The 25,895-nt window shown below is 66.0% G+C and carries 30 protein-coding genes; 18 read left to right on the plus strand and 12 right to left on the minus strand.

The genetic code is table 11. The annotated features are described in order from the left end of the window. Complete coding sequence (locus WT53_RS30540) at window positions 1–1,644, plus strand: efflux transporter outer membrane subunit (RefSeq protein ID WP_034209188.1); 1,644 nt, start codon at window positions 1–3, stop codon at window positions 1,642–1,644. Window positions 1,645–1,711: 67 nt separating this feature from the next. Here WT53_RS30540 and WT53_RS30545 read toward each other — a convergent pair whose 3' ends face one another. Further along, a complete protein-coding gene (locus WT53_RS30545) occupies window positions 1,712–2,422 on the minus strand; it encodes a response regulator (RefSeq protein WP_034209187.1) in 711 nt (236 codons plus the stop codon). A 588-nt stretch (window positions 2,423–3,010) separates the two neighbouring features. Here WT53_RS30545 and WT53_RS30550 point away from each other — a divergent pair. Together WT53_RS30550 and WT53_RS30555 are read left to right on the plus strand one after the other, a co-directional pair. After that, entirely contained in the window at window positions 3,011–3,343 is a 333-nt protein-coding gene (locus WT53_RS30550; RefSeq protein ID WP_034209186.1) for a hypothetical protein, read from the plus strand. Window positions 3,344–3,366: 23 nt separating this feature from the next. Further along, window positions 3,367–3,588 (plus strand): hypothetical protein, encoded by a 222-nt coding sequence (locus WT53_RS30555; protein WP_034209185.1) that lies wholly within the window; start codon window positions 3,367–3,369, stop codon window positions 3,586–3,588. A 22-nt stretch (window positions 3,589–3,610) separates the two neighbouring features. Here the strand turns inward: WT53_RS30555 and WT53_RS30560 are convergent, their stop codons facing one another. The 3 genes from WT53_RS30560 to WT53_RS30570 form a co-directional block, all read right to left on the minus strand. Beyond that, window positions 3,611–4,177: a GNAT family N-acetyltransferase gene (locus tag WT53_RS30560; RefSeq protein WP_034209184.1), complete on the minus strand. Its 567-nt coding sequence runs from the start codon at window positions 4,175–4,177 to the stop codon at window positions 3,611–3,613. A gap of 335 nt (window positions 4,178–4,512) precedes the next feature. Next, window positions 4,513–4,734, minus strand: coding sequence for a hypothetical protein (locus WT53_RS30565; RefSeq protein WP_034209183.1), 222 nt, complete (start codon window positions 4,732–4,734; stop codon window positions 4,513–4,515). A 64-nt stretch (window positions 4,735–4,798) separates the two neighbouring features. After that, entirely contained in the window at window positions 4,799–5,107 is a 309-nt protein-coding gene (locus tag WT53_RS30570; RefSeq protein ID WP_236872844.1) for an HPr family phosphocarrier protein, read from the minus strand. Window positions 5,108–5,420: 313 nt separating this feature from the next. Between WT53_RS30570 and WT53_RS30575 the strand changes: the two genes are divergently transcribed. Next, window positions 5,421–5,774, plus strand: coding sequence for a zinc ribbon domain-containing protein YjdM (locus WT53_RS30575; protein WP_373557108.1), 354 nt, complete (start codon window positions 5,421–5,423; stop codon window positions 5,772–5,774). Between the two features lie 67 nt (window positions 5,775–5,841). Further along, window positions 5,842–6,678: a hypothetical protein gene (locus WT53_RS30580; protein WP_060262589.1), complete on the plus strand. Its 837-nt coding sequence runs from the start codon at window positions 5,842–5,844 to the stop codon at window positions 6,676–6,678. A 57-nt stretch (window positions 6,679–6,735) separates the two neighbouring features. Here WT53_RS30580 and WT53_RS30585 read toward each other — a convergent pair whose 3' ends face one another. Beyond that, window positions 6,736–6,921 carry a ribbon-helix-helix protein, CopG family gene (locus WT53_RS30585; protein ID WP_006489181.1) on the minus strand — a complete coding sequence of 62 codons (186 nt, stop codon included), beginning with the start codon at window positions 6,919–6,921 and terminating at the stop codon, window positions 6,736–6,738. 89 nt (window positions 6,922–7,010) lie between these two features. Further along, on the minus strand, window positions 7,011–7,769 hold the full coding sequence (locus WT53_RS30590) for a YoaK family protein (RefSeq protein WP_034209180.1): 759 nt from the start codon (window positions 7,767–7,769) through the stop codon (window positions 7,011–7,013). 235 nt (window positions 7,770–8,004) lie between these two features. On the opposite strand from WT53_RS30590, the gene WT53_RS30595 reads away from it, so the two are divergent. From WT53_RS30595 to WT53_RS33720, 3 genes are all read left to right on the plus strand, one after another. After that, window positions 8,005–8,355: a hypothetical protein gene (locus tag WT53_RS30595; RefSeq protein ID WP_034209179.1), complete on the plus strand. Its 351-nt coding sequence runs from the start codon at window positions 8,005–8,007 to the stop codon at window positions 8,353–8,355. After that, complete coding sequence (locus tag WT53_RS30600; protein ID WP_006489184.1) at window positions 8,352–8,564, plus strand: twin transmembrane helix small protein; 213 nt, start codon at window positions 8,352–8,354, stop codon at window positions 8,562–8,564. The genes WT53_RS30595 and WT53_RS30600 overlap by 4 nt, the downstream gene beginning before the upstream one ends. A 904-nt stretch (window positions 8,565–9,468) precedes the next feature. Next, entirely contained in the window at window positions 9,469–9,858 is a 390-nt protein-coding gene (locus WT53_RS33720; RefSeq protein WP_156447918.1) for a hypothetical protein, read from the plus strand. A gap of 76 nt (window positions 9,859–9,934) precedes the next feature. Here the strand turns inward: WT53_RS33720 and WT53_RS30605 are convergent, their stop codons facing one another. From WT53_RS30605 to hmpA, 3 genes are all read right to left on the minus strand, one after another. Beyond that, entirely contained in the window at window positions 9,935–11,239 is a 1,305-nt protein-coding gene (locus WT53_RS30605) for a HipA domain-containing protein (protein ID WP_059779917.1), read from the minus strand. Further along, window positions 11,229–11,513: a helix-turn-helix domain-containing protein gene (locus WT53_RS30610; protein WP_034209177.1), complete on the minus strand. Its 285-nt coding sequence runs from the start codon at window positions 11,511–11,513 to the stop codon at window positions 11,229–11,231. The genes WT53_RS30605 and WT53_RS30610 overlap by 11 nt, the downstream gene beginning before the upstream one ends. A gap of 316 nt (window positions 11,514–11,829) precedes the next feature. Continuing rightward, the gene (hmpA, locus tag WT53_RS30615) at window positions 11,830–13,041 is read right to left on the minus strand and encodes an NO-inducible flavohemoprotein (protein ID WP_059779915.1); all 1,212 of its coding nucleotides are present in this window, start codon (window positions 13,039–13,041) and stop codon (window positions 11,830–11,832) included. Between the two features lie 337 nt (window positions 13,042–13,378). Here hmpA and WT53_RS30620 point away from each other — a divergent pair, with 337 nt between their 5' ends. The 9 genes from WT53_RS30620 to WT53_RS30660 all read left to right on the plus strand — a co-directional run bounded on the left by WT53_RS30620 (window position 13,379) and on the right by WT53_RS30660 (window position 20,497). Continuing rightward, window positions 13,379–14,089 (plus strand): MgtC/SapB family protein, encoded by a 711-nt coding sequence (locus tag WT53_RS30620; RefSeq protein WP_060262591.1) that lies wholly within the window; start codon window positions 13,379–13,381, stop codon window positions 14,087–14,089. A 71-nt stretch (window positions 14,090–14,160) separates the two neighbouring features. Then, window positions 14,161–14,586 carry a CBS domain-containing protein gene (locus tag WT53_RS30625; RefSeq protein ID WP_060262593.1) on the plus strand — a complete coding sequence of 142 codons (426 nt, stop codon included), beginning with the start codon at window positions 14,161–14,163 and terminating at the stop codon, window positions 14,584–14,586. 26 nt (window positions 14,587–14,612) lie between these two features. Then, window positions 14,613–14,882 carry a DUF2934 domain-containing protein gene (locus tag WT53_RS30630; RefSeq protein WP_179949062.1) on the plus strand — a complete coding sequence of 90 codons (270 nt, stop codon included), beginning with the start codon at window positions 14,613–14,615 and terminating at the stop codon, window positions 14,880–14,882. 122 nt (window positions 14,883–15,004) lie between these two features. After that, window positions 15,005–15,286, plus strand: a complete 282-nt coding sequence (locus WT53_RS30635) for a hypothetical protein (RefSeq protein ID WP_060262597.1) — start codon at window positions 15,005–15,007, stop codon at window positions 15,284–15,286. 58 nt (window positions 15,287–15,344) lie between these two features. Continuing rightward, entirely contained in the window at window positions 15,345–16,349 is a 1,005-nt protein-coding gene (locus WT53_RS30640; RefSeq protein WP_034209172.1) for an SDR family oxidoreductase, read from the plus strand. Between the two features lie 200 nt (window positions 16,350–16,549). Then, window positions 16,550–17,476: a TauD/TfdA family dioxygenase gene (locus tag WT53_RS30645; protein WP_034209171.1), complete on the plus strand. Its 927-nt coding sequence runs from the start codon at window positions 16,550–16,552 to the stop codon at window positions 17,474–17,476. 48 nt (window positions 17,477–17,524) lie between these two features. Beyond that, entirely contained in the window at window positions 17,525–18,556 is a 1,032-nt protein-coding gene (locus WT53_RS30650; protein ID WP_060262599.1) for an ABC transporter substrate-binding protein, read from the plus strand. Between the two features lie 67 nt (window positions 18,557–18,623). Further along, window positions 18,624–19,613 (plus strand): ABC transporter ATP-binding protein, encoded by a 990-nt coding sequence (locus WT53_RS30655; protein WP_060262601.1) that lies wholly within the window; start codon window positions 18,624–18,626, stop codon window positions 19,611–19,613. Beyond that, window positions 19,610–20,497, plus strand: coding sequence for an ABC transporter permease (locus tag WT53_RS30660; RefSeq protein ID WP_034209168.1), 888 nt, complete (start codon window positions 19,610–19,612; stop codon window positions 20,495–20,497). Before WT53_RS30655 ends, WT53_RS30660 begins: the two co-directional genes overlap by 4 nt. A gap of 229 nt (window positions 20,498–20,726) precedes the next feature. Here the strand turns inward: WT53_RS30660 and WT53_RS30665 are convergent, their stop codons facing one another. Both WT53_RS30665 and WT53_RS30670 read right to left on the minus strand, forming a co-directional pair. Next, entirely contained in the window at window positions 20,727–21,911 is a 1,185-nt protein-coding gene (locus tag WT53_RS30665) for a porin (protein WP_034209485.1), read from the minus strand. 538 nt (window positions 21,912–22,449) lie between these two features. Next, complete coding sequence (locus WT53_RS30670) at window positions 22,450–22,770, minus strand: hypothetical protein (RefSeq protein WP_059827280.1); 321 nt, start codon at window positions 22,768–22,770, stop codon at window positions 22,450–22,452. Window positions 22,771–23,239: 469 nt separating this feature from the next. On the opposite strand from WT53_RS30670, the gene WT53_RS30675 reads away from it, so the two are divergent. Continuing rightward, window positions 23,240–24,502 (plus strand): glycosyltransferase family 9 protein, encoded by a 1,263-nt coding sequence (locus tag WT53_RS30675; protein ID WP_059779909.1) that lies wholly within the window; start codon window positions 23,240–23,242, stop codon window positions 24,500–24,502. A 117-nt stretch (window positions 24,503–24,619) separates the two neighbouring features. On the opposite strand, the gene WT53_RS30680 is transcribed toward WT53_RS30675, so the two are convergent. Next, window positions 24,620–25,681, minus strand: coding sequence for a hypothetical protein (locus WT53_RS30680; protein ID WP_257127892.1), 1,062 nt, complete (start codon window positions 25,679–25,681; stop codon window positions 24,620–24,622). Window positions 25,682–25,895: the final 214 nt, after the last annotated feature.

Consider the following 25,895-nt stretch of genomic DNA (forward strand, 5'->3'; position numbering starts at 1 on the left):
ATGCACATGCATCGGGATCACCGCAACCGCCGCCTGATTCGCGCTATCGCGTGTCGCGCGGCGGCGATATTCATCGGATGCGCCGGTGTCGCCAGCTGCACCGTCGGGCCCGACTACCAGCCGCCGCACGCGGACGTTCCGGACACCTGGCATGCGATGCAGACGGACGGCCGGGCGGCGGCCCCCGCATCCGGCGCGGCCGCTCGGTCTTCGCCGACGATCGACGCCGACCCCGATCCGCGCTGGTGGCGCGCATTCGGCGATCCGCTGCTCGACCGGCTCGTCGAGCGCGCCGCGCACGACAACCTCGACGTGCAGGCCGCCGTGCTGCGCATCGCACAGGCGCGCGCGCAGGTGCGCGCCGCCGCCGCGCAGGGTTTACCGGACGTGCGTGCGACCGCGAGCTACCAGCGCGAACAGCTCGGCCTGAAAGGCATCGTCGAGGAACAGGGCATCGACCAGCGCGTCGATCGCCTCGGTGCGCCGGGCTCGCCGCTCGACCGGTTCGGGCCGGGAACCGGCGCGAGCGTGCAGCAAGGCGCGCGCGGCGCGCTCGATGCCCTCGAAGCGCCGGTCAACCTGTGGCAGGCCGGGTTCGACGCGTCGTGGGAACTGGACCTGTTCGGGCGCGTGCGCCGCTCGGTCGAAGCGGCCGGCGCCCAGACGAGCGCGGCGGTCGCGAGCCGCGACGACGCGCTGCTGTCGCTCGAGGCCGAGGTCGCGCAGACCTATCTGCAACTGCGCGGCGCGCAAGCGCAGCGCGCGCTCGCCGACGACCTGCAACGCGCGCAGCGCGAATTGCTCGACCTGACGCGCGAGCAGGCCGCGCATGGTCTCGCGAGCGATCTCGACGTGCGCAGCGCCGACGCGCGGCTCGCGCAGATCCGCGCGCAACTGCCGCAGTTCGACCAGCAGATTGTGCTGCTGCGCAACGGTCTCGCGTATCTGGTCGGCGGCGCGCCGGGCGCGCTCGACGACTGGCTTGCCGCCCCGCGCGCGTTGCCGGACGTGCCGCCGACCGTACCCGTCGGCCTGCCGTCGACGCTCGCGCGCCGGCGCCCCGACATCCGCCGCGCGGAAGCCGAGCTGCATGCGGCCACCGCCGACGTCGGCGTCGCGGTCGCGCAGTTCTATCCGGACATTTCGCTGACGGGGCAGGTCGGCCTGCGCGCGTCGCACGTCCGCGAGCTCGCGCACTGGTCGCATCTGTTCTATGCGTTCGGGCCGGCCGTGTCGCTGCCGATCTTTTCCGGCGGCGCGCTCGTGTCGAACCTGCGGCTGTCGCAGGCGCGCCAGGCCGAGGCGGCGCTGACCTACCGGCAGGCGGTGCTCGTCGCGCTGCGCGACGTCGACAATGCGCTGGCCGTGTACCGCACCGACCAGGCGCGCGCGGCCGCGCTCGACGATGCGGTGAAGGCCGAACAGGGCGCGCTGGACCTCGCGCGCGATCGCTACCGGAAGGGGTTGTCGCCGTTTCTCGACGTGCTGGACGCCGAGCGGCAATGGTCGGAGGGCCGGCAGCAGGCCGAGCAGGGTGCGCTGCAGACGACGACCGATCTCGTCGCGCTGTACAAGGCGCTCGGCGGCGGATGGCAGGCCGGCCCGGGCACGAATGCGGATGCCGGCGCGGCTCGCCCGCAATAGCCGCGAGCGCGCGCCGGACATCGCGGGCCGCGTTTGCACGATGCCGTCCGTCGGTCCACGCACGGCCTCAATCCCACGCGTGCTTGCTGAACTGATAGCCCTTGGAGCGGATGGTCTTGATCCGTTTCGGTTCGTTCGCATCGTCGCGCAGCTTGCGGCGCAGCTTCGAGATGCGGCCGTCGATCGAACGATCGAGGCCGTCGAACGCGATGCCGCGCAGCAGCAGCGTCAGGTCCTCCCGGCTGACCACCTCGCCCGCGCGACACACGAGGGCCCACAGCAGGTCGAATTCGGTCGACGTCAAACGTGGCATGCTGCCGTCGGGAAGATGCACGCGGCGATCGGCCCGGTCGATCGAGAACTTGCCGAACACGTATCGCTGCGGCGAATCCGGCACGGGGTCGCCCGCCGGCACGCGCGTGCGCCGCAACTGCGCCTTGATCCGCGCGAGCAGCAGGCGCGGCTCGACCGGCTTGCGGAGAAAATCGTCCGCACCGAGTTCCAGGCCGAGCAATTCGTCGAACGGTTCGTCGCGGCCCGTCACCATGATCACGATGCCGTCGTAATGCACGCGTGCCTCGCGGCAGATCTCGAAGCCGTCCTTGCCCGGCAGGTTGACGTCGAGCAGCACCAGGTCGGGGCGGCTCGCGACGATCGCCGGCACCGCGCCGGCGCCGTCGTACAGCGTGTCCACCTGGTAATGATGCTGGCGCAGATAGTCGGCGATCAGCGCGGACAGCGGGACGTCGTCTTCGACGAGCAGGATTCGGATCGGCATCGGTAAACGAAGGGGCAAAACGGGAAGGTGGCGAGCGGTCAGGCCCAGTCCGAGCGCGTCGTAGCCGAAGCGACGTGGATGATACTGCGCAACATTCCGGCGGTATGTGACGAAATCTGAATCGTTCGGTGAACTGAGCTATGGGCGAATCGCCGCCGGAAGGGGGGAAAGCGCGGGGCGGGCGGCGCCGGGCCGCGTGCGCGATTGAAACGGGGCGAGGCGAGATCCGGCGCGGCGCTCGCGGCGATGCGCGAGCGGGCATCCTTCAGACGAAAACGTTTGCGCCAATCCGGCCTCGCGAATCGCGTCCGCACCGGCGGAACCCAAGCCAGGCAAGGTTAGTCGACATATCATTACAAAATATTACCGACGTGGGCGCGTCCCGTTCCTACAATTCCCGAACCTGACTCACTCGCCTCGCATACTGCGGTGGCGTCCGTTTCCCGGCCGCATCGACTGCCTGCGTCGACGACACGTCGAGTCATGCTGCGCGCGTGCGGGACCGGAGGCGCACGGGTGGGATCGACGCCGCGCCGGCTCCCGGCGAGCGGGCAAGCGGACAGTGCGAATTATTCACGGGGAGGCGAAATGACGCCGTTGCAAGTCGTCCTGAGTCTCGAGTCGCTCACGCATGCGATCGAAGCAGCGGTGGCGCGTGCCGACTGGAGCGAGGCCGTCCGGGCTGCCGAGAGGCGTTCGGCGTTCATCGTTGCGCTCGCACCCGATCAACCGGACGAGGTCGTGTCGGCGCTGCTGAAACTGCAGGAGATCGACGTCCGGATCTCCACCGTCGCGCGCGACACGCTGGAGGCGCTCATCGCGGAAGGCTGGACGGCGTTGCACGCGGCCCGCGCGGCAACGAGCGCGCTGAGGGTGCGGCCGCGGTCGCTCGACACCGGTGCCGCGGCAACGCGACACTGAGATTCGTTTCTTTCGGTGGTGGCATGAAATTCAGAAAACGCGCCGGGCAGGTCGAGGCAACGCGCTGGTTCGCCGACGGCGACCATGAACGGGTAGAGCGCCGTCACGGCAGGTGGGCGGTCGCGACGCCGGAAGGCTGGCGCTCGGTGAAGCCGGGCGACTGGATCCTGCGTGACGAATGCGGCAACTGCTGGCCGATGGACGACGGCCTGTTCATGCATTGCTACGAACCGGTCGCCGATTGACCCGGCCGCCGGCTCGCCGCGCTTAGCGACGCCTGCGCGAAAACATCAACGAATCGGCATCGTTGAAGCGGATGCGCTGCGGCTCGCCGTAACCGGCTTTCTCCGCGACCCGAATCGATGCGACGTTGGTCGGTGCGATCAGGCACACGCTGCGCTCGAACCGCCGCTGCGCGTCGAGCCATTCGAGCGCGGCAGCGAGCGCCTCGGTCGCGTAGCCGTTGCCTTGCGCCCACGTCGCCAGCGCCCAGCCGGCTTCCGGCACGCCGCGAATCGGCGGCTCGATGTTCCGGTGGAAATCCGCGAAGCCGAGATCGCCGACATAGCGGCCCGACGCCTTTTCGCGGATCGCCCAGTAGCCATAGCCGAGCAGCGGCCACAGCCCGCGATACGCGAGCATGCGCATCCACGAGTCGCGCGGCTTGGAAGGCTCGCCGTTGAAGATGTGCGCGACGACGCCGGGTTCCGCCCACATCGCGGCGAGCGCGTCGAAGTCGCCGAGCGGATGGCCTTCGAGAATCAGGCGCGGCGTATCGAGAACGGGCGGGGACGAAACGGGGGGTACGGCGCTGAATGTCATCGGGCGTTCCATGAGGAAGGGGCGGCGACGCAGCGCGCCGCGCTTGGGCCTCGTACGATACCGCGTAAACGGCGCTGCGGACGCAAATCCCCACCTGCATCGGTGCATGCGACCGCATCGCGCGGATGGCCGGGTCCGGCGCTGCCCGCACCAACCGGCCCGAGTGACGACGTCGGGGTCCGGCGCGTCCGCGGGGCGCTCGACGAATGCGGGCCGTTCGCCGCCCGATGGCGAATCCCCGTCGCGCATACCGACTGCGGCGAGCGGTCGGCCCGCTTCCCGACGGCGGCGCATCGATGCGCGCGCGTTGCGCACAACGCGGCATCGCGTCCGTGCCGAACGGCAGGTTACTTGCGGCTCTTCAGGAAATTGCGACCCTGCGCGGTGATCGACGCGCCTGAGCGTCCGTTCGCCGCATGGCTGACGAAGCCCGCGCCGACGAGTTCCTGTTCGATCGACCAGCCGAGCGCCGGCGCGTCGCGGCCGTAACGAACATCCGCGAGGCGTTCGAGCGCCCAGATCGCGGAGGCCGACAGGTTGGGGGTGTTGGACGTCAGGTTGTCGTTCATCGCTTCCTCTGGAAATGGCGTTTCGGTGGACGGCGCGCGGCCGCGGGATCGGCGGCGCCGGGCGTCAGCTTGCCTGGAGCAACGGCAGCAGCGCGTGCAGCGCCGCTTCCTCGTCGGGGCCGGTGGCGAGCACCTGGGCCGACGTGCCGCCGTGAACCTGGAGCGCCGCAATCGCGCCGCTGTCTTTTGCGTTGCTGCCGTGCCCGTTCGCGATCAACTGGATGTCGCTCTCGAAGCGGCGTGCCGCGGCGACGGCCGCGTCGCGCGCGGCGCGCCCCCGATTGCGGTTCCAGGCGGGGCCGATTTCAACGTACACGACGGTTGGCACGATGCTGGAAGCCTCCGGGCGGGTGGGCGCGGCAGCGCGCGACATGCACGGTTGCGCACGTGCTGCGGGACCTCGGGCGGCCGGCATCGACGATTTCCCGCAGGGTCGCGGGGCGCCGGCCGGGCGGATTGCATGCGCCATTCGGTGCGAACTTGCCGACATCCGCTGCAAAGGTGCATTCAAATTCGCGGATTGTCGAAAGTGGACGATTATAATGCATCGGCCTGATCATGTGAATTGCATTATAATGCCGTGTGCGCCGATGCCGGCTCGCGGTCCTGCCGCGGGCGCGTCGCCGCACCTCCGGGCGCGCAACCTGCTCGTCCGGCATCCTCGATCGACCCGAACGCCTCCCCGAATGGAAACCGCAATGAACGCCCCCGCCTGCCCGCAATGCGCGATGGAAAACACCTACCCCGACGGCGCGCTGACCGTGTGCGCGGACTGCGGCCATGAATGGTCGGCTGACGCCGGCGCCGAGGCCGGCGACGAACCGGCAGGCGACGTCGTCAAGGACGCGAACGGCAACGTGCTGTCGGACGGCGATTCGGTCGTGCTGATCAAGGATCTGCGCGTGAAGGGTTCGTCGATCACGCTGAAGATGGGCACCAAGGTCAAGAGCATCCGGCTCGTCGGCGGCGATCACGAAGTCGACTGCAAGACCGACATGGGCGGTTTCATGCTGAAGGCGTGCTACCTGAAGAAGGTCTGAGCGCACGGTTCACGTGACCGTCGCATCCGCGTTTTCATCCGACGAGTTTTCAGCCGAGTACCCGCGCATGGCCGAGGATCGAACTTCCTACGACGCGTTCGTCAGGTTCCTGGCGACGCCGCTGAACAACGGCCGGCCCTTCGTGCTGGAGACGCAGCACGCGCTCTCGCTGCACTTCGATCATTTCGGCACTCAAAGCTTCATGTCGCTGCGCGATCCGGTGCAGCTGACGCTCGGTTATACGCGCGTGATGATGGGTTTCCTGCTGCTGCAGGCCGAGCCCGCACACATCTGCATGCTCGGGCTCGGCGGCGGTTCGCTCGCGAAGTACTGCTATCGCCACCTGCCCGGCACGACGATCGACGCGGTCGAGATCAATCCTGACGTGATCGCGCTGCGCAACGTGTTCAGGATTCCTGCCGACGATGCGCGCTTGCGCGTGATATGCGCGGATGGCGCGGATCATCTGGAACGGGCGGACGTGCGCACGGACGTGATCCTGCACGATGCGTTCGTCGCCGACGGTATGCGCGGCCGCTGTGCGGGCCGCACCTTCCTCGACGCGTGCCGCGCGCGCCTGAGCGAATCCGGGGTGCTCGCGATCAATTTCATGGACGACGATCCGGCATTGCCGCAGCACCTCGAGCAACTGCGATCGGTATTCGGTTCGTCGTATGCGCTGGCGCCGTGCGGCGACGACAACAACTTCGTTGCATTCGCATGGAAGGACGGCAGCCGGCTGCCGTCGTTGCGTATCCTGCTGGAGCGGGCGCTTGCCTGCCCGCAGGCCGGCGAACTGAAGCTGGCGGCCACCGCGAGGCGCATGAAGCACGGCGAGGGCATCGATCCGCGCCGGCTGGTCTGGCGCGCGCAATCGCACGAACGCTGGGAGATCGGCGCGTAACGGTCGTTGCGGATACCTGGGGGCACTGAGCGGCGGCGCGTGCCTTTGCGGCCGCGCTTATTTCACGCGCTTGCCGATCGCGCTCCGGGTCTTGTACGTGACGCCGTGCCGGTCGAGATATTCGCGGATCAACTGCCGCACGACTTGCGACGGCGTAAGATCCTGCTCCGCGCAGAGCATCTCGAAGGCTTCCTTCTTCGCGGGATCGATCAGGACGGTCAGGCGGGCGGTTTTCGTTTCCATGACGGGGCGAGGGTGGTCGGTATGTTAATCAAATTATAATCGCTCCGCTTTCGGCGTTGCCGTGCGCAAGCGCCGCCCGTGGCGCACGGTCAGCGTCTGCTGCGCAGCAGCGCGAGCAGATCGTCGATCACCGGCACGATCGCGAGCGTGACGAGCATCGCCGCGAGCGGCACGGTCGATACGTAGCCCACATGCTTGAAACCGATGGCGCCGGCGAGGCCGCCGACGAAGAACGACGCGAGCATCGTCGCGTGAATCCTCAGTTTCGAACGGTTGGCGATCACCGCGTGCGCGTCGACGTCGATGGCCGAGCGGTTCCAGTAGAACAGCTTCCCGAGCTCGATGCCGAGATCGGTCACGATGCCCGTCACGTGCGTCGTGCGGATTTCCGCGCCCGACAGCTTCGTGATCGTCGCGTTCTGCAGCCCCATGATGAAGCACAGCAGCGTCACGGTCACCGGCACGAAGAAGGTTTCCCACAGCGCGAGGTGGCTGCCGAGCAGCCCGAACAGCAACAGCAGCGCGGCTTCGAGCAGCAGCGGCAGCATGAACTGGCTGTGCAGCCCGCGGCGGCGCCCCCAGTTGACGAGGATCGCCGAGCAACTGGCGCCGATCAGGAACGACCCGAGCGAACTGATGCCGGCGAGTGCGAACCGCACGTCGCCGAGCGCCGTCTGGTCGGCGATTGCGGACACGATGCCGCTCATGTGCGACGTGTACTGCTTGACCGCGAGAAAGCCGCCGGCATTGGCCGCGCCGGCGACGAACGCGAGCGAAAACCCGAGCTGGCGGTTCGCGGTCGCGCTGCGGTGTTTTCCCGTCAGGTTTCGGAAGTACTGCGCTGGCATAAGGGCTTCGCTCGATCGTCGCGGATGCGCGGGTACAGGTGGAAAACCGGCGTGGGCAGCGTGGCGCGCACGCCGCCCGCGCCGGATGCCGGGCCATCTATTCATGTGATGAACATGATAATTCTATTATCATACTCTGTTGGCTGGATGGTGCTTTCAGTACAATGATGCGAGGCGCCGCCGGCTGGCCGTTTCGCCGCAGCGCGCGCTTGCGATCACTTCTGCTCACCGCTTCATGACCCCGATCAAGTTCATCCTTCGCTACACGGCGATTCCGTTCACGGCCATCGTCGCCGTGGTGATCTGGACCGTCATACCATCGTCGAAAGAGATCGATGCGAGACAATACGCGGCGCTGTCGCGCGCGTACGCGAGTTTCCCGCTGCCGTTTCGGCGCGAGATCTCCGACACGATGGCGCACGGCACGATCAACGACCGGCGCTACCAGGCACTCGTGCGCGATTCGCTCGGCAACGGCGTCGCGCTGGACTGGCCGGCGTCGGGCGTCGGCGGCGTCGCCGACGAGCGGCACAAACTGGCCGAACTGATTCGGGCCGATTCGGAACTTCAAAGGCAACGGCAATGAAAACCCTGCTGGTCTCTGTGGCATTCGCGATGATCATCGCGAGCCTGATCTTCGCGCTGTACTTCATGAATCACGATCGCGGCAAGTCCAAGCGGATGGCGTGGTCGCTCGCCGCGCGCGTCGGGTTGTCGGTCACGCTGTTTCTGTCGCTGCTGATCGCGTACAAGCTCGGCTGGATCGAACCGACCGGCTTGCCGATCGGGCGGTGAACCGGTGGACGCCTCGTCGCAAGTGGGGCGTTTTCGCAAATGCAGGTTTGATGGGTTAATGAAGCTATTGTGATAAGAAGACTTATCCCGATAGATGTAGTGCAGATACCTCCGTGACATGGGAGCTTGGCGACCCAAGGACCATCTGTGACAGATCGGCCGCGGCGATGATCAAAATCGACCAGAGCCCGACCGAAAGCGAGGTGAAGCGCTCGCGGACGATTACCGCGCCAGAACCCGGCACCGCCGCGACCGTGGTCGCCGAACCGGGATAGATGGTCGATCCGTCCATCAACCTGCAAGCATCGTGCCATCGGATGTGCATCGGCACGCGTATCGAGTGTCTGCCGGATGCGCGAGCAATCCGCCAGGCATCCAACTGAGACGTGATCTCCCCACTAAATGCAAATACGAATCATTTGCATTTAGTGGGGAGCAGGGATAGAATTGCCGGGCTGATCCTTATCGCAGGATCAGCACCGCCAATTTTTAGTTCAATCAAGCGAGGTGACATGTAATGTTCGCAGAGCTTACTAAAGAAGAAATCGCAGCTGTTTCCGGGGCGGCAGGAGAGGGAGCGCTGGTCGGTTCCGCTGTCGGATGGCTCGCTGGCCGAGTCGGTGGTGCAGAAGCAGGCGGCGCACTAGGGGCATGTATAGGATCAGTTGTTCCCGGTGTGGGTACTGTTGGAGGTGCAGTTATCGGAGCCGGCTTGGGTGCGATATATGGCCCGGGAGCAGGAGCGGCATTGGGCGGCTATATTGGCGGAAATATCCCGGATGGCATGTGGAAAGCCATCACGGGTAAAAACGGCCCCTAATATGACTTGAGGAAGGCGAAGCGGATATATGGATATATCCGCTTCCGTCTCTTTCATTATCAAATTGTTGAGGCCGCGTTGATCATGATGAATAGTCCTGAGAGTGGCATTGTCAAGATAATAAAAATCAATGCTGTTGCGTGTGTATTTGGTATAATTTTGATTGCCGTGTCAAAGCCGAATCTGGTTGCAAATTACATTGCATATGGACTATCTGGTGCGGTTTGCGTTTACCTCGTCAGCAGATATGTCATAGAGTCGATTAACTTCCTGTCTGAGAAGAAAATCTTTGCCTCCTCTTCGTTTTATACCGGGGCTGGAATATTGACCGCGTCAATGTCGACATTTGGGGTGGTCGGAACAGTCTTATTCGGGAAAATTTCAGGGTTGGCGTATATTTCGTTTGTTGTTATTGGTGGGGAGCTTGGCGAGTATAGGAAGATAATCGTCAGGGAAAGGTGCGGTAAATTGTGAATTAAAATTTCATGCCTTCGCTGATGTGTCGAAAGATTCGTTCAGCGAGGTGGGCCGGCCATCCGCGCATCGCCGTTTACCCGTGCGGGGTCCGCAGCACGCGCCCCATCTCCGCGATCGGCATGGCAACGATCGAATTCAGCAACCGCATTTCTCCGGCGTCCGGATGCGCGACGTTCCGCACGTCATCGAGCGTCTGCTCGACGTGACGATCGAGCGGTTCGAGAAAACGCTGCAGTTCAGTGGCGGCCGCTTTCTCCCTGAGCCCGAGCGCCTGACCGAACGCGACCAGCGCCTCCACGTCGATATCGGCGAACCGCGTCGCATGCCCGAGCGGCATCGTCAGCTCGCAGTGCGGCCAGTGATCGCCGCGATGGTCGGGGCGGTGCGTCGGCGTGTGATACGCGACCGTGCTGACGATGTCGTAGAACGGCGCGAGCCGGTAGCCGCGCGCATCGACGAAGAACGACAGGTTCTTCAGGTGCGCGTCGGCGTTGCCGACCACCACGTTGAACACGGTCCAGCGGAACACCGACAGGCGTGTCAGCGCGCGCGTGCTGGTGCGGTCGATCGCGCGGGCAAGCTCCTGCGCATTGGCCCGCTGGTATTTGAAACCGCGGTCGTAGTTCAGCAGTTGCATCGCGTCGATCGTATGCACGCGGCCGGCCGGCTCGGATGCGACGTCGCGGTCGAACCGGTCGATCACGTAGCAGGCGGACGGCGCGCGCAGGAAATGAACGTCGGGCACGTCGAGCCCCATCTTCTTCGCGAGCCGCATGCAGAAGAACTCGTTGATCGCCGAATGCGGATAGCCGGCCGCGCGCATGTCGGGTTTGAGCAGGTGCATCGACGGCTCGCTGCCGACCGGCTCGAACAGCGCGTAGTCGGGCGCATCGCCGCGCAGCACCAGCAGCAGCTTCTGCTGCGCGCCGGCCGCCGACATGCGCTTGGGCGCGGTGGCCGTCAGCGCGCGCTCGGGCATCGCCTGAATCCGGCGCTCGAGTTCGTCGAGCGGCAGCGGTTGCAGGCCGCCGGCCGCTTCGTGCTCGCCGTCGGCCAGCAGCGTCAGCGCGCCGGCCGATTCGCGGCCGAAGTACGCGAGCAGGCCCCATGCGTCCGCCGCATCGACCTTCGCCTCGCGCGCGAGCGACGTGCGCATGCCTTCCTCCGGCAGCAGGTTGTCGAAGAACCACTGGACCGGGCGATCGGTCGACGTGTCGGTGAAGACGCCGGCGCGAAGCGGGAACGCCGGCGACAGCGGATACGCGGCGGGCGATGCGAGCCAGTTCGCGTCGTACGCGAACGACCAGATGCCTTTGTCGTCGGTCAGCGTGCCCATGCGCACGCCGTTCGCGGACGCGATCAGCGTTCTAGCCGCCATGGCTGCTCCTGCGGCGTTGCGCGGCCTTCAGCGCGGCGGCTTCGGAAATCTCGATCGACGATTCGGCATACAGCCGCACACCCAGTTCGCCGAGCAGCAGCATGACCTTGCCGATTTGCGCGGTCGGCTTGCCGGCTTCCACTTGGCTGATGAATTTCGGCGACAGCCCGGTTGCGTTCGCGAGTTCGTCCCGCGTGAATCCCTGCTGGATCCGCGTCGCGCGAATGAGGTGGGCGAGCGCGCCGATCGTGTCGACGGACCGGGACTCCGACATGACGTTCTCCGTGCTTCGTATCTGATCGGGAACAGTATTGCATAACTCGCGGGCTCGGGCATCAATTCGTATTCGTACGGGAACGAAGAAGCAATCGCGACACACGGGACGTCGTTTCGTACCCGATCGGGAACCGAATGTCGCGAAATGATTGCAGCGAGGACGTCGGTATCCGATCGGATACGGAGATCGAGGGCGCGCGTCGTGCGTGGGCACGCGTGCTCCGTCGGCCATGCCGACGAGGAGGTCCGGAAGATGGTTGCGGGCGGCAGTGAGTCCGCCGCCGCCGTCCCGCGCGACGAGCGGAGGCCCGCGCTCATTCGGCGAACAGATCCGGCCCGAACACCTCGTAGTGAATCCGCGCCTCGTGGATGCCGAGGTTCTTCAGCGCATCGTGCTGCATCCGCATGAACGGTACGGGGCCGCAGATGTAGTAATCGGCATCGGGCAAGAGGATCGCGCCCTTGATCGCGTTGACGTCGACCAGACCCTTCAGGTCGTAATCCGTTCCTTCGATGTCCTGCGGTAGCGGATCGTCGTAGAACACGACGAGATTGAAGTTCGCATACGTGTTCGCGGTCTCGCGCAGCCGGTCGCGCATCGCATGTACGCCGCTGTTGCGCGCGCCGTGCACGAACACCACCTGCCGCTGCGGATCCTGGATCGCGCGCTTGAGCATGCTGATCATCGGCGTCAGCCCGACGCCGCCGCTGATCAGCACGATCGGCGTTTTCGCGTTGACGTCGATGTGGAAGCTGCCGTACGGCGCCGCCACCTTGATCTCGTCGCCGACGTTCACGCGGTCGTGCAGCAGGCACGAGACATAGCCGGGCGGATAGGCGCCGCCGCTTTCGCGCTTCACCGAAATCCGGTACGTATGTCCGTTCGGCATGTCCGACAGGCTGTACTGGCGAATCTGCTGCAGGCCGAGCTCGGGCACGTCGACCGCGACGCTGATGTACTGGCCCGGCTCGAAGTTCGCGACCGGCTTGCCGTCGGCCGGTTCCAGGATGAACGAGGTGATCACGGTGCTCTCCGGCCGCTTCTCGCGCACGACGAAGCTGCGCCAGCCGGTCCAGCCGCCGAGTTGTCCCGACGACCGTTCGTACAAGCCGCTTTCCATGCCCATCAACACGTCGGCGAGGTTGCCGTAGGCCTGCGCCCACGCCGAGATGATGTCGTCGGTGGCCGCGTCGCCGAGCGTCTCCTTGATCGCCGCGAGCAGGTGTTCGCCGACGATCGGGTAGTGCTCGGGCCGCACGCCCAGGCTCGCGTGCTTGTTCGCGATGTTCTTCAGCACGGCCGCGAGGCTGCCCGGGTCTTCGATGTTTTCCGCATAGGCATAGACGGCGCGCGCCAGCGCCTGCTGCTGCTGGCCCTGTTCCTGGTGCGCCATGTTGAACACGTTCTTCAGCTCCGGATGCGCGTCGAACAGGCGCGTATAGAAGCATTTGATGATGTCGTAACCGTGTTGCGCGAGGACAGGGGCCGTGGCCTTGACGATGTCTTTCGTTTTCTGCGTGAGCATGGTCGAACTCCTTCGTAAGGGGGCGTATCGGGCAGGGCGAGCGTGGGCGGCGGTCGCCGCGGCGTAATCGGGCGTGCGGGGCACGATTCGGGCCCGTGCGGCACGATCGCTCGAATGCATTTTGTCCGGTCGTCGCAAAGCGCGGGCCAAAGCCGACGGCGGCCGTCGGTCGCTCTCCCGCGGTACGCGCGGTACGCGCGCAACGCCCCTTTCTACAATTCCGTCCGACTCGCTACACGCGCCGCCGCACCCCGAACGCGGGTCCGGTCCTTGCTCGGTCGAGCGTCGTCGGCGGCGTTCGCGCCCCGACACATGACGATTTGCATGGGAGGCGCGCATGGAACCGATGCCGGTCGTACTGCAGTGGCACGACGTTCTCGTCAGGATCCTGCTGGCGCTCGTCGCGGGCGGGCTGATCGGCGTCGATCGCAGCGAATCCGGCAAGACGGCCGGACTGCGCACGACGATCCTCGTCTGTCTCGCCGCGTGCCTGTCGATGCTGCAGGTCAATGCGCTGTTGCTGCAAGCGGGCAAACCGGAGGGCGCGTTCTCGGTGCTCGACCTGATGCGGCTGCCGCTCGGCATCCTGACCGGGATGGGCTTCATCGGCGGCGGCGCGATCCTTCATCGCGACGGCCTCGTGTCCGGCGTCACGACCGCCGCGACGCTGTGGTTCGTGACGGTCATCGGGCTGTGCATCGGCGGCGGCCAGTTGTCGCTCGGCGCGCTCGGGCTGGTGCTGGCGCTGCTGGTCGTCTGGCCGCTGCGGTTGGTCGAGCAGCGCTTGCGGCGCGTCAGGACCGCGCGGGTCACGGTCGAATATCCGCTGGGGTCGGTTGCGCGCGCCCAACTGGGCGAGCAACTGTGCGCCGCGGGTTTCACGTGCCGGACCAAGCGTTTTAGCGAAACGACCGCATGCGCGGTGCGCGAGGAGGAAATGTTCGTGCAGTGGCGCGAAGCGCCCGACGCCGACGCGATGCTGAAGCAACTGATGCGGATCGTCGAATCGGCCGGCCTGACGTCGGTGCGCTGCTCGACGGAGGACTGACCCGCGCGACGGCCGGAACGCGCGATGCTCGTGAAGCAGGCCGCCGTGGGCGGCTTTCCAAGGAGCGAAACATGACACGTGTATCGGAAGTGATGACCCGCGACGCCGCGGCCATCGGCCCGACGCAGAGCCTGCGCGATGCGGCCAGGCTGATGGACGACCTGAACGTCGGCGCGCTGCCCGTATGTGACGGCACACGGTTGATCGGCATGCTGACGGACCGCGACATCGTCGTGCGCGCGGTGTCGATGGGCGTGCCGCCGGACGAGGCGGTCGAGGGCGTCGTCAGCGGACCCGCGAACTGGTGTTACGAGGACGACGACGTTTCGGCGGTGCAAAAGAAGATGGAAGACGCGCAGATTCGCCGCGTGCCGGTGGTCGACCGACAGAAGCGGCTGGTCGGCATCGTCGCGCTGGGCGATCTGGCGACGGCCGCGGACGGCGCGATGTCGTCGACGCTCGGTGCGGTGTCGGCGCCGTCGCGCCCGGATCGGTGATCGCCATGGCAGACACGGAGAACGGCATGAACGAAGACAGGGAAACGCGGATCCGCGAGCGGGCGTACCGGCTGTGGCAGGCGGACGGCGCGCCGGACGGCAGCGCCGACGAATACTGGCGGCGGGCCGAGCAGCAACTCGATGCGGAAGGCGGCAGCGTGGACGCGCGCGCCGGGCAGACGGAGGATTTGCCGGCCGATCAGTCCGCGAAGCGCCGCATCCCCGGCGAGCCGCTGCAGGACGTCGATGCGGTACCGACCGGCGAGGTTGCGCACGAAAGGCGGCGCCGGCGGTGAAACGTGTCCGGCCGCGATCCGGCGACGGCCGTACCGGGACGAGCATGCGGGACACGCACGATGGCGGATCCCGTGCGCCCGGCGCGCGGTCGGCCCGACACCATCCGAACAGGGAGAGAGTCATGACCCAGGAAACTCGACGCAAGAACCCCGCGTCGCCCGACCCGGCACGCGAAGCGGCCGACGCGCCGGACCGGCGCAAGCCGACACCCGGCCGCGCATCGACCGTGCGCTCCGGCCATGCGTCCGGCGGCGGCGAGCTCGACACGATTCCGGACGACCAGGCGCGCAAGGTCGTGCCGGACGATCCGCGCCAGACCGAGGCGCGCGATCCGGCCGGCAAGCCATGGCCGGACGAGCACGACGCGCCCGACGATTCGGGCAACCGGCCGCGGCCGCTGTAGCGGCGCCGCCGCCCGAATCGCGACGTTCCGTTTCGCCATCCACGCACCGGAGTCCATCATGTCATCAGACGAAGTTTCCGAATCCCGTCGCAAATGGGTGCAGGGCACGACGGCCGGACTGGTCGCCAGCGTCGCCCTGCCGACGATCGCGCAAACGGGCGGCCCGCCCGACGTCGGCGATACGGCGCCGCGCGATCCGCGCACGCTCTATCCGCATGCGCCGTTTCCGCAGCAGCACCAGCCGTGGCCGGGCCTCGCGGGCCGCATGACGCCGCGTCCCGATCACGGCGAGCGCAGCTATCGCGGCAGCGGCCGGCTCGACGGCCGCAAGGCGCTGATCACCGGCGGCGACTCGGGCATCGGCCGCGCGGTGGCGATCGCCTGTGCGCGAGAAGGCGCGGACGTCGCGATCGTCTATCTGCCCGACGAAGAGCCCGATGCGCGCGAAGTCGTGGATCTCATCCGTAGCGCGGGACGCAAGGCGGTGCCGCTGCCGGTCGACATCCGCAGCGAAGGCGCGTGCAACGGGCTCGTCGAGCGGGCGGTTGCCGCGCTCGGCGGGCTCGACATCCTCGTGAACAACGCGGCTCGCCAGCAGAGCCACGAATCGATCCTCGACATCAGCACGGAGCAGTTCGACTGGACGCTGCGCACCAACCTTTACGCGATGTTCTGGATCACGCGGGCCGCGATTGCGCACATGCCGCCCGGTTCGGCGATCGTCAATACGACGTCGGTCAATGCGTACGACCCGTCCGCGAACCTGCTGGACTACGCGATGACGAAAGCGGCGATCGCGAACTTCACGAAGGGGCTCGCGAAGCAGATGATCAAGCGCGGCATCCGCGTGAACGGCGTCGCGCCGGGGCCGTTCTGGACGCCGTTGCAGGTCAGCGGCGGACAGACGACGCACAACGTGGAGACGTTCGGCGAGCAGGTGCCGATGGGGCGGCCGGGGCAACCGGCCGAGATCGCGTCGATCTATGTCGAGCTGCTGTCGTCGCGCGCGAGCTATGTGACCGGGCAGATCTATGGTGCGTCGGGCGGCGCTGGACAACCTTAGTTGGCTGGCGGCGTAGCGCAGCGCTGCGCGGCCGGACCCTCCCGCCATCGATGGCGATCGCCGATTTCGCCCGAATCGGCGCCGTATGCGCGAGCAGCGATCTTTATCACCGCAGCAGATAAACGTATCCGAATCGCTTCGTTGACGCCCGCCGGCACGCCCTCGTAGATTCGCGTTTTGACCGAATCAGGAGCCGTGCCGTGACGACTACCGCCATCCGCGACGCCGCAACGCTGTCCACCGGGCATCCCGCCGCGCGGCCGGACGGCTTGGCGCAGCACTTCGACATCGTGCCGTTCGATGCGCCGCTCGGCGCCGAAGTGATCGGCCTCGACCTGTCGAAACCGCTCGATGCCGACGATTTCGCGCGCATCCATCGCGCGCATCTCGATCACCACGTGCTGGTATTTCGCGATCAGCGCATCACGCCGGACGAGCACATCGCGTTCAGTCGCCGCTTCGGTCCGCTGCAGATTCACGTGCTGCACCAGTTCGCGCTGGCCGGCCACCCGGAAGTGCTGATCGTGTCGAACATCGTCGAGAACGGCAAACCGATCGGGCTCGGCGACGCCGGCCATTTCTGGCATTCCGACCTGTCGTACAAGGAAAAGCCGAGCCTCGGCTCGCTGCTGCACGCGCAGGAGCTGCCGGCGGAAGGCGGCGACACGCTGTTCGCGAACATGCATCTCGCATGGGACACGCTGCCGGCCCATCTGCGCCGCGCGGTCGAAGGGCGGCGCGCGGAGCATACGTATCTCGCGCGCTATGCGGAATTGCAGGCGCGCAGCCCGTGGCGGCCCAACCTGTCGCCCGAGCAGATCGCGCAGGTCGCGGCGGTCGTTCATCCGGTCGTGCGCACGCATCCGGAAACCGGCCGCAAGGCGCTGTTCGTCAGCGAGCATTTCACGACGCGCATCGTCGGGCTGCCCGACGACGAAAGCCGCGCGCTGCTCGACGAATTGTTCGCGCATAGCGTGCGCGCCGAACACCTGTATCGGCACGCATGGCGCGATCACGACCTGGTGTTCTGGGACAACCGTTCGCTGATGCATCTCGCCGCCGGCACGCCCGACCACCTGCGCCGCAAGCTGTACCGCACGACGATCGAAGGCGACGCGCCTTTCTGAGCCGCGCGCCGCGTCGTTCATTTCCGCCCCTTCCTGAACGGAGTTCCGATGTCGTTTTCGTTTTTGCCGGCGCGCCGCGCGCTGGCGGCCACGCTCACCGCCGCACTCGCTTTCGCGGGCGCAGCGATCCCGCAAGCCGCGCACGCGGAGGGCCGCATCCGCATCGCCGAGCAGTTCGGCGTCGTCTACCTGATGCTGAACGTCGCGCGCGACCAGCAACTGATCGAGAAGGAAGGGCGCAAGGCCGGCCTCGACATCAAGGTCGACTGGGTGCGGCTGTCGGGCGGCGCGGCCGTGAACGACGCGCTGTTGTCCGGCGCGGTGGACGTCGCGGGCGCGGGCGTCGGCCCGCTCCTGACCGTGTGGGACCGCACGCGCGGCCGGCAAAACGTGAAGGGCGTCGCGTCGCTCGGCAATTTTCCGTACTACCTCGTGAGCAGCAACCCGAACGTGAAGACGATCGTCGACCTGAGCGCGAAGGACCGGATCGCGGTGCCGGCGGTCGGCGTGTCGGTGCAGTCGCGCGTGCTGCAGTACGCGGCCGCGAAGCAGTGGGGCGACAAGCAGTTCGACAAGCTCGACGCCCTCACGCAGGCGATTCCCCATCCCGACGCGACGGCCGCGATTCTCGCGAACAGCAACGTGATCACCGGTCACTTCGGCAATCCGCCGTTCCAGGAGCAGGAGCTCGCCGGCAACCCGAACGCGCACATCGTGCTGAATTCGTATGACGTGCTCGGCGGCCCGAGCTCCGCGACGGTGCTGTACGCGACCGAGAAATTCCGCGACGACAACCCGAAGACCTACCGCGCGTTCGTCGCCGCACTGGCCGATGCCGCCCGACAGATCGCGGCCGATCCGGAGCGGGCGGCCGATACCTATATTCGCGTGAACGCGTCGAAGATCGATCGCGCGCTGCTGCTGAAGATCCTGCGCAATCCGCAGGTGCAGTTCAAGACCGCGCCGCAGAATACGCTGCCGCTCGCGCAGTTCATGCATCGCACCGGCGCGATCCGCAACGAACCGAAGTCGTGGCGCGATTATTTCTTCGACGATCCCGCGACGGCCGGCGGCAGTTGAGTGGCGCCGATGCTGCGACGCCGCGATCGACGCTTATGCGTCGGCGCGGTTTCGATATGCGCAATCGATGGTTGGTCCGCACGACGCCCGGCCGTATGTTGATGCTTTGCCCGCAAGAGATTCGATCGTGAACGCCACTTCTCCCCGAACCTGGTTGCCGCCGTATGCGGCGCGCGACGGCGCGTCGCCGGCCGCATCCGCCGCGCCCGACACACGCGCCGCCGGGCGGCCCGCGGCGAACGCCGCGCCCGCCGGTACGCACAGCGAACGCCTGCTCGCCATCGACGAGGTCAGCCTCGAATACCGCAGCGGCGCGCGGATCGTTCGCGCGACGCATCGGGTGAGCTTCGACGTGTACGGCAGCGACCGCTTCGTGCTGCTCGGCCCGTCGGGGTGCGGGAAGTCGACGCTGCTGAAGGCGATCGCCGGCTTCATCGAGCCCGTCTCGGGTTCGATCGCGCTCGACGGCCGACCGGTACGCGGGCCGGGGCCGGACCGCATCGTCGTGTTCCAGGAATTCGATCAGTTGCCGCCGTGGAAGACGGTCGTCGAGAACGTCGCGTTTCCGTTGCGCACCGCCGCGAAGCTGTCGCGCGCCGAAGCACGCGAGCGCGCGCTGCACTATCTCGACAAGGTCGGCCTCGGCACGTTTGCGGACGCTTATCCGCATACGCTGTCGGGCGGCATGAAACAGCGCGTCGCGATTGCACGGGCGCTGGCGATGCAGCCGCGCGTGCTGCTGATGGACGAGCCGTTCGCCGCGCTCGACGCGCTCACGCGCCGCAAGATGCAGGAGGAACTGCTGCGGCTGTGGGACGAATTCCGCTTCACGCTGCTGTTCGTCACGCATTCGATCGAGGAGGCGCTCGTGGTCGGCAACCGGATTCTGCTGCTGTCGCCGCATCCGGGCCGCGTGCGCGCCGAGCTCAACAGTCACGAGCATTCGCTCGAGAACGTCGACACCGGCGACTTCCGCGACAACGTCGCGCGGATCCATCGCCTGCTGTTCGACACCGACGCACCCCGCGCACCGACGACGGAGGACGCCGCATCGTGAGTACGCTCGATCCCCTCCTGCCGCCGCTGCCGCCCGTGCGCGCCGAATACACGCGCACGCTCGACGCGCTGCCCGACGCCGAGCGCGCGGCGCCGGCGCCGCTCATGCGCCGCATCGGCGGCGCAGCGTGGTTTCGCCGCAGCGTCATCGCGCTCGTGTTGATCGCCGCATGGGAGATCGTCGCGCGCATCGTCGCGAACGATCTGCTCGTCCCGACTTTCGGCGCGACGCTGGCCGCGTTCGTGCAAGGCATCGAGTCGGGCGAACTGCTGGTCAAGACCGGCATCTCGATGTCGGTACTGCTGCGCGGCTATGCGCTGGGCGTGCTGCTGGCGTTCGCGCTGACGTCGCTTGCGGTATCCACGCGCATCGGCCGCGATCTGCTGACGATGCTCACGTCGATGTTCAATCCGCTGCCGTCGATCGCGTTGCTGCCGATCGCGCTGCTGTGGTTCGGGCTCGGCACCGGCAGCCTGCTGTTCGTGCTCGTGCATGCGGTGCTGTGGCCGCTCGCGCTCAGCATGTATACCGGCTTTGCCGGCGTGCCCGCCACGCTGAAAATGGCCGGGCGCAACTACGGGCTCACGGGGCTGCGCCAGATCGCGCTGATTCTCGTGCCGGCCGCGCTGCCGTCGGTCCTGTCCGGCTTGCGCGTCGGCTGGGCCTTCGCATGGCGCACGCTGATCGCGGCCGAACTCGTGTTCGGCGCGAGCGCGGGGCAGGGCGGCCTCGGCTGGTACATCTTCCAGAACCGCAACGAGCTGTATACGGATCGCGTGTTCGCGGGTCTGGCGGCCGTCATCGTGATCGGGCTGCTGATCGAGAACCTCGTGTTCGACACGCTCGAACGCGCGACCGTGCGGCGCTGGGGCATCCAGCACTGACGGGCCCGGCGCATGCATCACGCAACCTGAAACCGGCTTCTCACGTGCGCCAGGGGCGTCCCGTCCCTATACGGCGAGGAAAACGGGAATCGGTCGTGGTCGAACGCATGTCGCGTACGGGAGCCGCGCGCAGGGAAGCGAGCATTTTCGGCAACCGGGTGCGGCGCGGCAAACAACGATTGCCGCCTTGCGCATCGTGCTTGTCGCGCCGCGCCCGATGCAGGCGCCGTCAGAACTTCACGCGCAGCCCGCTGACGAACGCAAGCTGGCGGTTCGTCGACGACGCGCTGCCGATGTTCGAGATCGCCGCGATCTTGCGATAGCCGCCCGACGTCGCGGTGCTCGCATCGCCGGCCGCGAGCTGGTAGATCCCCGACACGTAGATATCGGTGCGCTTCGACAACGCATAGTCGAACCCGAGCGTGAACTGGTGCCAGCGCGGCTTCAGCGTCTGGCCGCGCGTGCCCGGCAAGCCGCTCGCGCGCCCATCGGTAAACGTATAGACGCCGATCAGCGTCGCCGCCGGCGTGATCTGGTAGCGCGCGTTCACGTCGTAGTTGTTGAACTTGCGCGACGAGCCGTCGAGATAGTCGAGCTGCGTGTGGCTCCATGCGAAGCCGAGCGTCGTACGGCCGAGCGCGTAGTTCGCGCCCGCCGCGCCGATCTGCTGCTTCAGTACGCCGCCGTTCAGCCCGTAGAAGAACGCGCCGCTGTAGTCGTTGCCGGTGGTCGAGGTCGCGCCGCCCACCGCGCCGCTCGTATTCGACGTCGCATTCGGATGGTTGAATCGCACATAACCGCCGCCGATCGACAGCGGGCCGTTCACGTAGTTCGCCGATGCACCCCACGCGTTGTTGTTCGAGAATCCGGTGCCCGCGCCGCCATTGGCCTGGTTGCTGAATGCATAGAGCAGGTCGGCCGTGAAGCCGGCGATCGCGTCGCTGCGGAACTTCACCGCGTTGTTCAGCCGGAAGCTCTGGTTCATGTTGTCGTTGTCGCCCACGTGCGTGGCCGGCGACCAGAAACCCGCCCCCGAGTACTGCGCGACGAGATCGGTGATCGGCTCGTACTGACGGCCGAACGTCAGCGTGCCGAGGCCTTGCTTGCCGAGGCCCACGTACGCGGACCGGCCGAACAGGCGGCCGCCCTGGCCGAGCCCGCCGTCGCTCGGCCGGAACCCGCTTTCCAGCGTGAAGACCGCCTGCAGGCCGCCGCCGAGATCTTCCGCGCCTTTCAGGCCCCAGCGGCTGCCGCTCAGCTTGCCGCTCGTCTGCTGGATGTTGCTCGCGCCGCCCTGGTTGTTCGTATACGCGATGCCGGCGTCGACCACGCCGTACAACGTCACCGAACTCTGCGCATGCGCGCTGACCGAACCGATCGAAACCAAACCCAGCGCCACCGTTTTTTTGATCATGACCATCCTCTGTTGTTATCAATACGTTTGTGAGGATCACGATGCTATTGACGACGAACGCGCCGACGAACGGCCGATCCGTGGTTTGTAAATCGCTGCGCGGCCGATTTGTAATGTGCGTTGCCGTCGGCCCGGCAGGTGCGCCGCGATCGCGTCCGGCACGCCTGCTGCGGCGAACGCATCGCGCGGACCGCGAACGTTGCGTGCCGAAAATGTACCTCTGCGGTCATATCGATCGATGAAATCGTTCGATGTACGCAATACCCGTCGTTCGCATGACGATGCGTTTACACAACGCCCCGCTAGGCGAGGGCCAACCGATGCGCTACGCACGTTCGCGTATCGATTCCGCACAGCGTTGGTAGGGCGGGAGCGGGCCTGTTTGCCCGCATCGGCGTGTTGAACGGCCCGGCCCGTGTCGCGCCGTTGTGGGATACGTTGTTCGATCCGCTGGTTGCGGCGAGGTGACGCGAGGAAACGGGAAGCGCTTGCCGACCGGCGGCGATGAGGGTTTCGTCGGACGGTTCGGGCGACCGGATCAGGAGAACGTCGTCGCGACCATGATGCCGAATACCACGCCGAGCGCGATTCCGCAGAGCCGGCCGTAGATCGATGCGCGGAGATTGTCGTCGAGCTCGAAGGGCGAGCGCTTGTGCTTCCATACCGTGCTGAATGCGACCGGACGGGTCAGCAGCGCAACGCACGCGATCAGCACGGGCGTGGCGACGAGCATCGCGACGCGCGGGCCGTTCCAGTCGACACCGTGCATGGCCAGCGAAACCAGCACGGCAATCGGCACCTCGATGCACAGGCCCAGCAGCGAGCCGTTGACGAAGGAATCTCCCGGAGTCTGGAACATGATCGGTCTTGGGGTGCGGATGAAAGCGGTGCCGGGCGGGCGTCCAATAGAACGATCGATAGCCGATGCCCGACGATCGGTCGATCATGTTCGACGTGAGCCGACATGACGGTGGATGTTAAGGGAAATCGTCGGCCCGTTGTCGGTCATTCAAGTTATTTGACAAATGTTCCCGGGTGGAGGGCTTTTATGTCGCGCGGGCAAAGTGTAAGGTTCGGCAAGTGACCGCGGCGTCGTAGCGGCATGCCGCCGACGGCCGGCCGTCTTCCTGTCGCGTTCATGGGTTGAGGTCGCGCGCAAGCGGCATATTGCCCGCAGCCCGCGACCGCAAGCACCAGTACGGGTGAATCGCGTGGTGGTGGCCGATACCGGAAATGGCGACCGCGATACGTCGTCGTGCCGACGGCGCCCAAAATAAAACTCGATCGTATATAGAAACCGAATCACCGGAATTCCATGCGGGGATAAATTGACAAGCGATCAATTCGGGCTCGACGTTGCATACAACGCTTACCTTCGTGAGAAATCCGCGAGCACCGGACTCGCGCTGGGGCGCGCGCTCAGGTTGTCGGGCCACGCGGAGGAAGCGATTCGATTGACGAAGGAGCTTGCGGATCGCATCGAAGCGCCATTCTTTCGCGCGCAGATCGGCATCGACATGAACTATCTCGGCCTTTTTTCGCAGGCCGAAACGTTATTGACTCAGGCCGTCGCCGAACTTGATCACGAGCCCGATCTCAGAATCGTGCAGGTCGAACTCGCGATTTCGCAATACGCTCAAGGTCGTTTTCGCGAAGCCCACGCCCTGAGCCGAAGGCTGCGCGATACCTGGAGCCGAGCCGGTATCGTTTCCAACATCTATCGAAGCGATACCGTCGAGTACGAAAAAATCGTCGGCAAGCTTCTGCGATTCGACGAATCGGTCGCGGGAAAGCGTGTCCTCGTCGTTCAGGAGGGCGGGCTGGGCGACGTGATCATGTTTTCTCGGTATTTGCATCTCTTGCGGGACGAAGGGGCACAGGCTGTCGTGTTGCAGGCGCCGAACACGCTGGCGGCGATATTTTCCGCATGGGATTGGATCACCGTCGTAGAAGATGCCCGCAGTGCAATCGACCAAAGTGATTGCGTCATCTGCACCTTCGACCTCTTCGTGCGCTATCAGGCGACGCCATACTTTCCCAGCTACACCGATTCCTACTTGCAGGCACCGGCCGGACGGGAAATGACGGCGCGGGTTGCCGACATTTTCAAAAATCGACGCCACGGCGTTCGCGAGATAGGCCTGATCTGGCGTAGCGGTACCTCGGTGCGCCACGAACCCTATCGATCGATCCCGCTGGCGCAACTTGCGCCGTTGTTCGGTGCGCCCGAGAGCCGTTTCCATGCGCTGCAGTTCGGCAAGATCACCGACGACGAATATGCGGTGCTCGATAAACATGGCATTGGCGTCATCAGTGAGGAGCTGAGCGATTTCGGCGACACGGCCGTGATCCTCGATGCGCTCGATTTGTTGATCACGGTGGATACGGGGCCTGCCCATCTCGCCGGCGCGCTCGGACGCCCAGTGTGGGTACTGCTGTCGGCGGCGTGCGACGAGCGTTGGTCCAACTGCCATCGAGACACGCCGTGGTACCGGTCGATGCAGTTGTATCGGCAAGCGACATTGGGTGACTGGAGCAGGCCGATATCGGAGATGGCGCAGGCGTTGTCCGGCGACGATGCAATCGGGTAGGCGCTACCGTCCACATCCATCGTCAGCGCGCGTTCGTTCGAGCGGGCGGCGATTCGCCCGGATGCACCCGGTCGTGACGTTGCGGCCGCCGCGGCGGATACACGCCGCGCGCGTCCGTCACACGGCGAAAATCCGGCGCTGGTAGTCGAGGATCAGGCGATCGATGTCCTGATCGGAGCGTCGCGGCTGGCTTTTCGGCTCGAGCCAGAGCCACCGCATCATCCGGTAGCGCGCCTCGACGCACATCAGCCATGCGTCCCAGTCCGACCAGTGTCGCAGCAACGGGATGTTGCGAATGTCCCGCAGCCCGTCGCGGATCTCGTACACGTTGAAGTACTTGCTCGCGCGCTGACTCAATTCATCGAATGCGCGGGCGGCTTGCTCCGGGTCGGCAAGCAGGAAGTCGTGGATTTCGACGATGACGTGGCTGCCGGAGAGGTGCTCCAGCAGCGCGTCGTCGAACAGGTCGAACTCGGCGCCTTCGATATCGCACAGGATGACCCGCCCGGCCGGCTCGCCGCCGTGCTCCGACAGGATCGCGGGCAGGTTGCGATCGGCCTTGCCGTAGACGGCGACGCGGTCCGCCAGCCCCATTTCCGCGGCGCGGTGCTGGATCGCGTGGCGGCGTTGCTCGTCCATCTCGAAGCACAGGCTGCGCGCAAAGACGTTGTTCCTGACCAGGCCGATGCCGAAAATGCCGTCGGCGGCCCCGAGATCGACCAGCACCTTTTCAGGCGATCCGAGCGCTTCCAGGATCGCGCAAACGGCGATCTCGTAGGTGCCGAGCAGATAGCCGCCGACCGCGACTTCCGCCCAATGACTGAAGCCGATCGGAAACCCGCGCAGGATGCCGTACTGGACGATCGAGCCCGTCTGCTCGCGCAGCAACTGCGATAGATAGTGCAGGCGAAGATTCGCGGCCTGGATCGAGCTTTGGTTGAAATATTGCGCGTGGTCCATTTTTATCGTTCTCTCGGGGTGAAGAAGCGCGTAGGGAAGGGGGTGATCGCGGGAGGCTCCGGAATGGTCCTGCCTGGGACCAGAATATAACGCGTTGGCGGCTCGTTCAGGAAGCTGGCTTCCCGGGCAGCGGCGGCGACGTCGCATCGGTTGATGATTGCCGGCCGCAGGTCTCGCCGGGATGTTCGGGACGCGGCGACCCGCTTCGGCTATCGCCATAGGACCCGGTGAACGACAGGGAACGATCGCAAACCGACCGGCGCGAGTTGGCCGCCAAACGAACGTCAGTGTGGATTGGCGCGTTACACGCGTGCAGAACGATCTGTTCATGCTCGTCCGCCGTGAAAATCTTGTAGCATCACCAGCGTAACGGGTACGGCATGACACAGATGACCAAACACGTACAAAAGTGGGAAGTCAGGTCGTTCCGATG

Source organism: Burkholderia sp. MSMB2157WGS, from assembly GCF_001532755.1.
Lineage (GTDB): Bacteria > Pseudomonadota > Gammaproteobacteria > Burkholderiales > Burkholderiaceae > Burkholderia.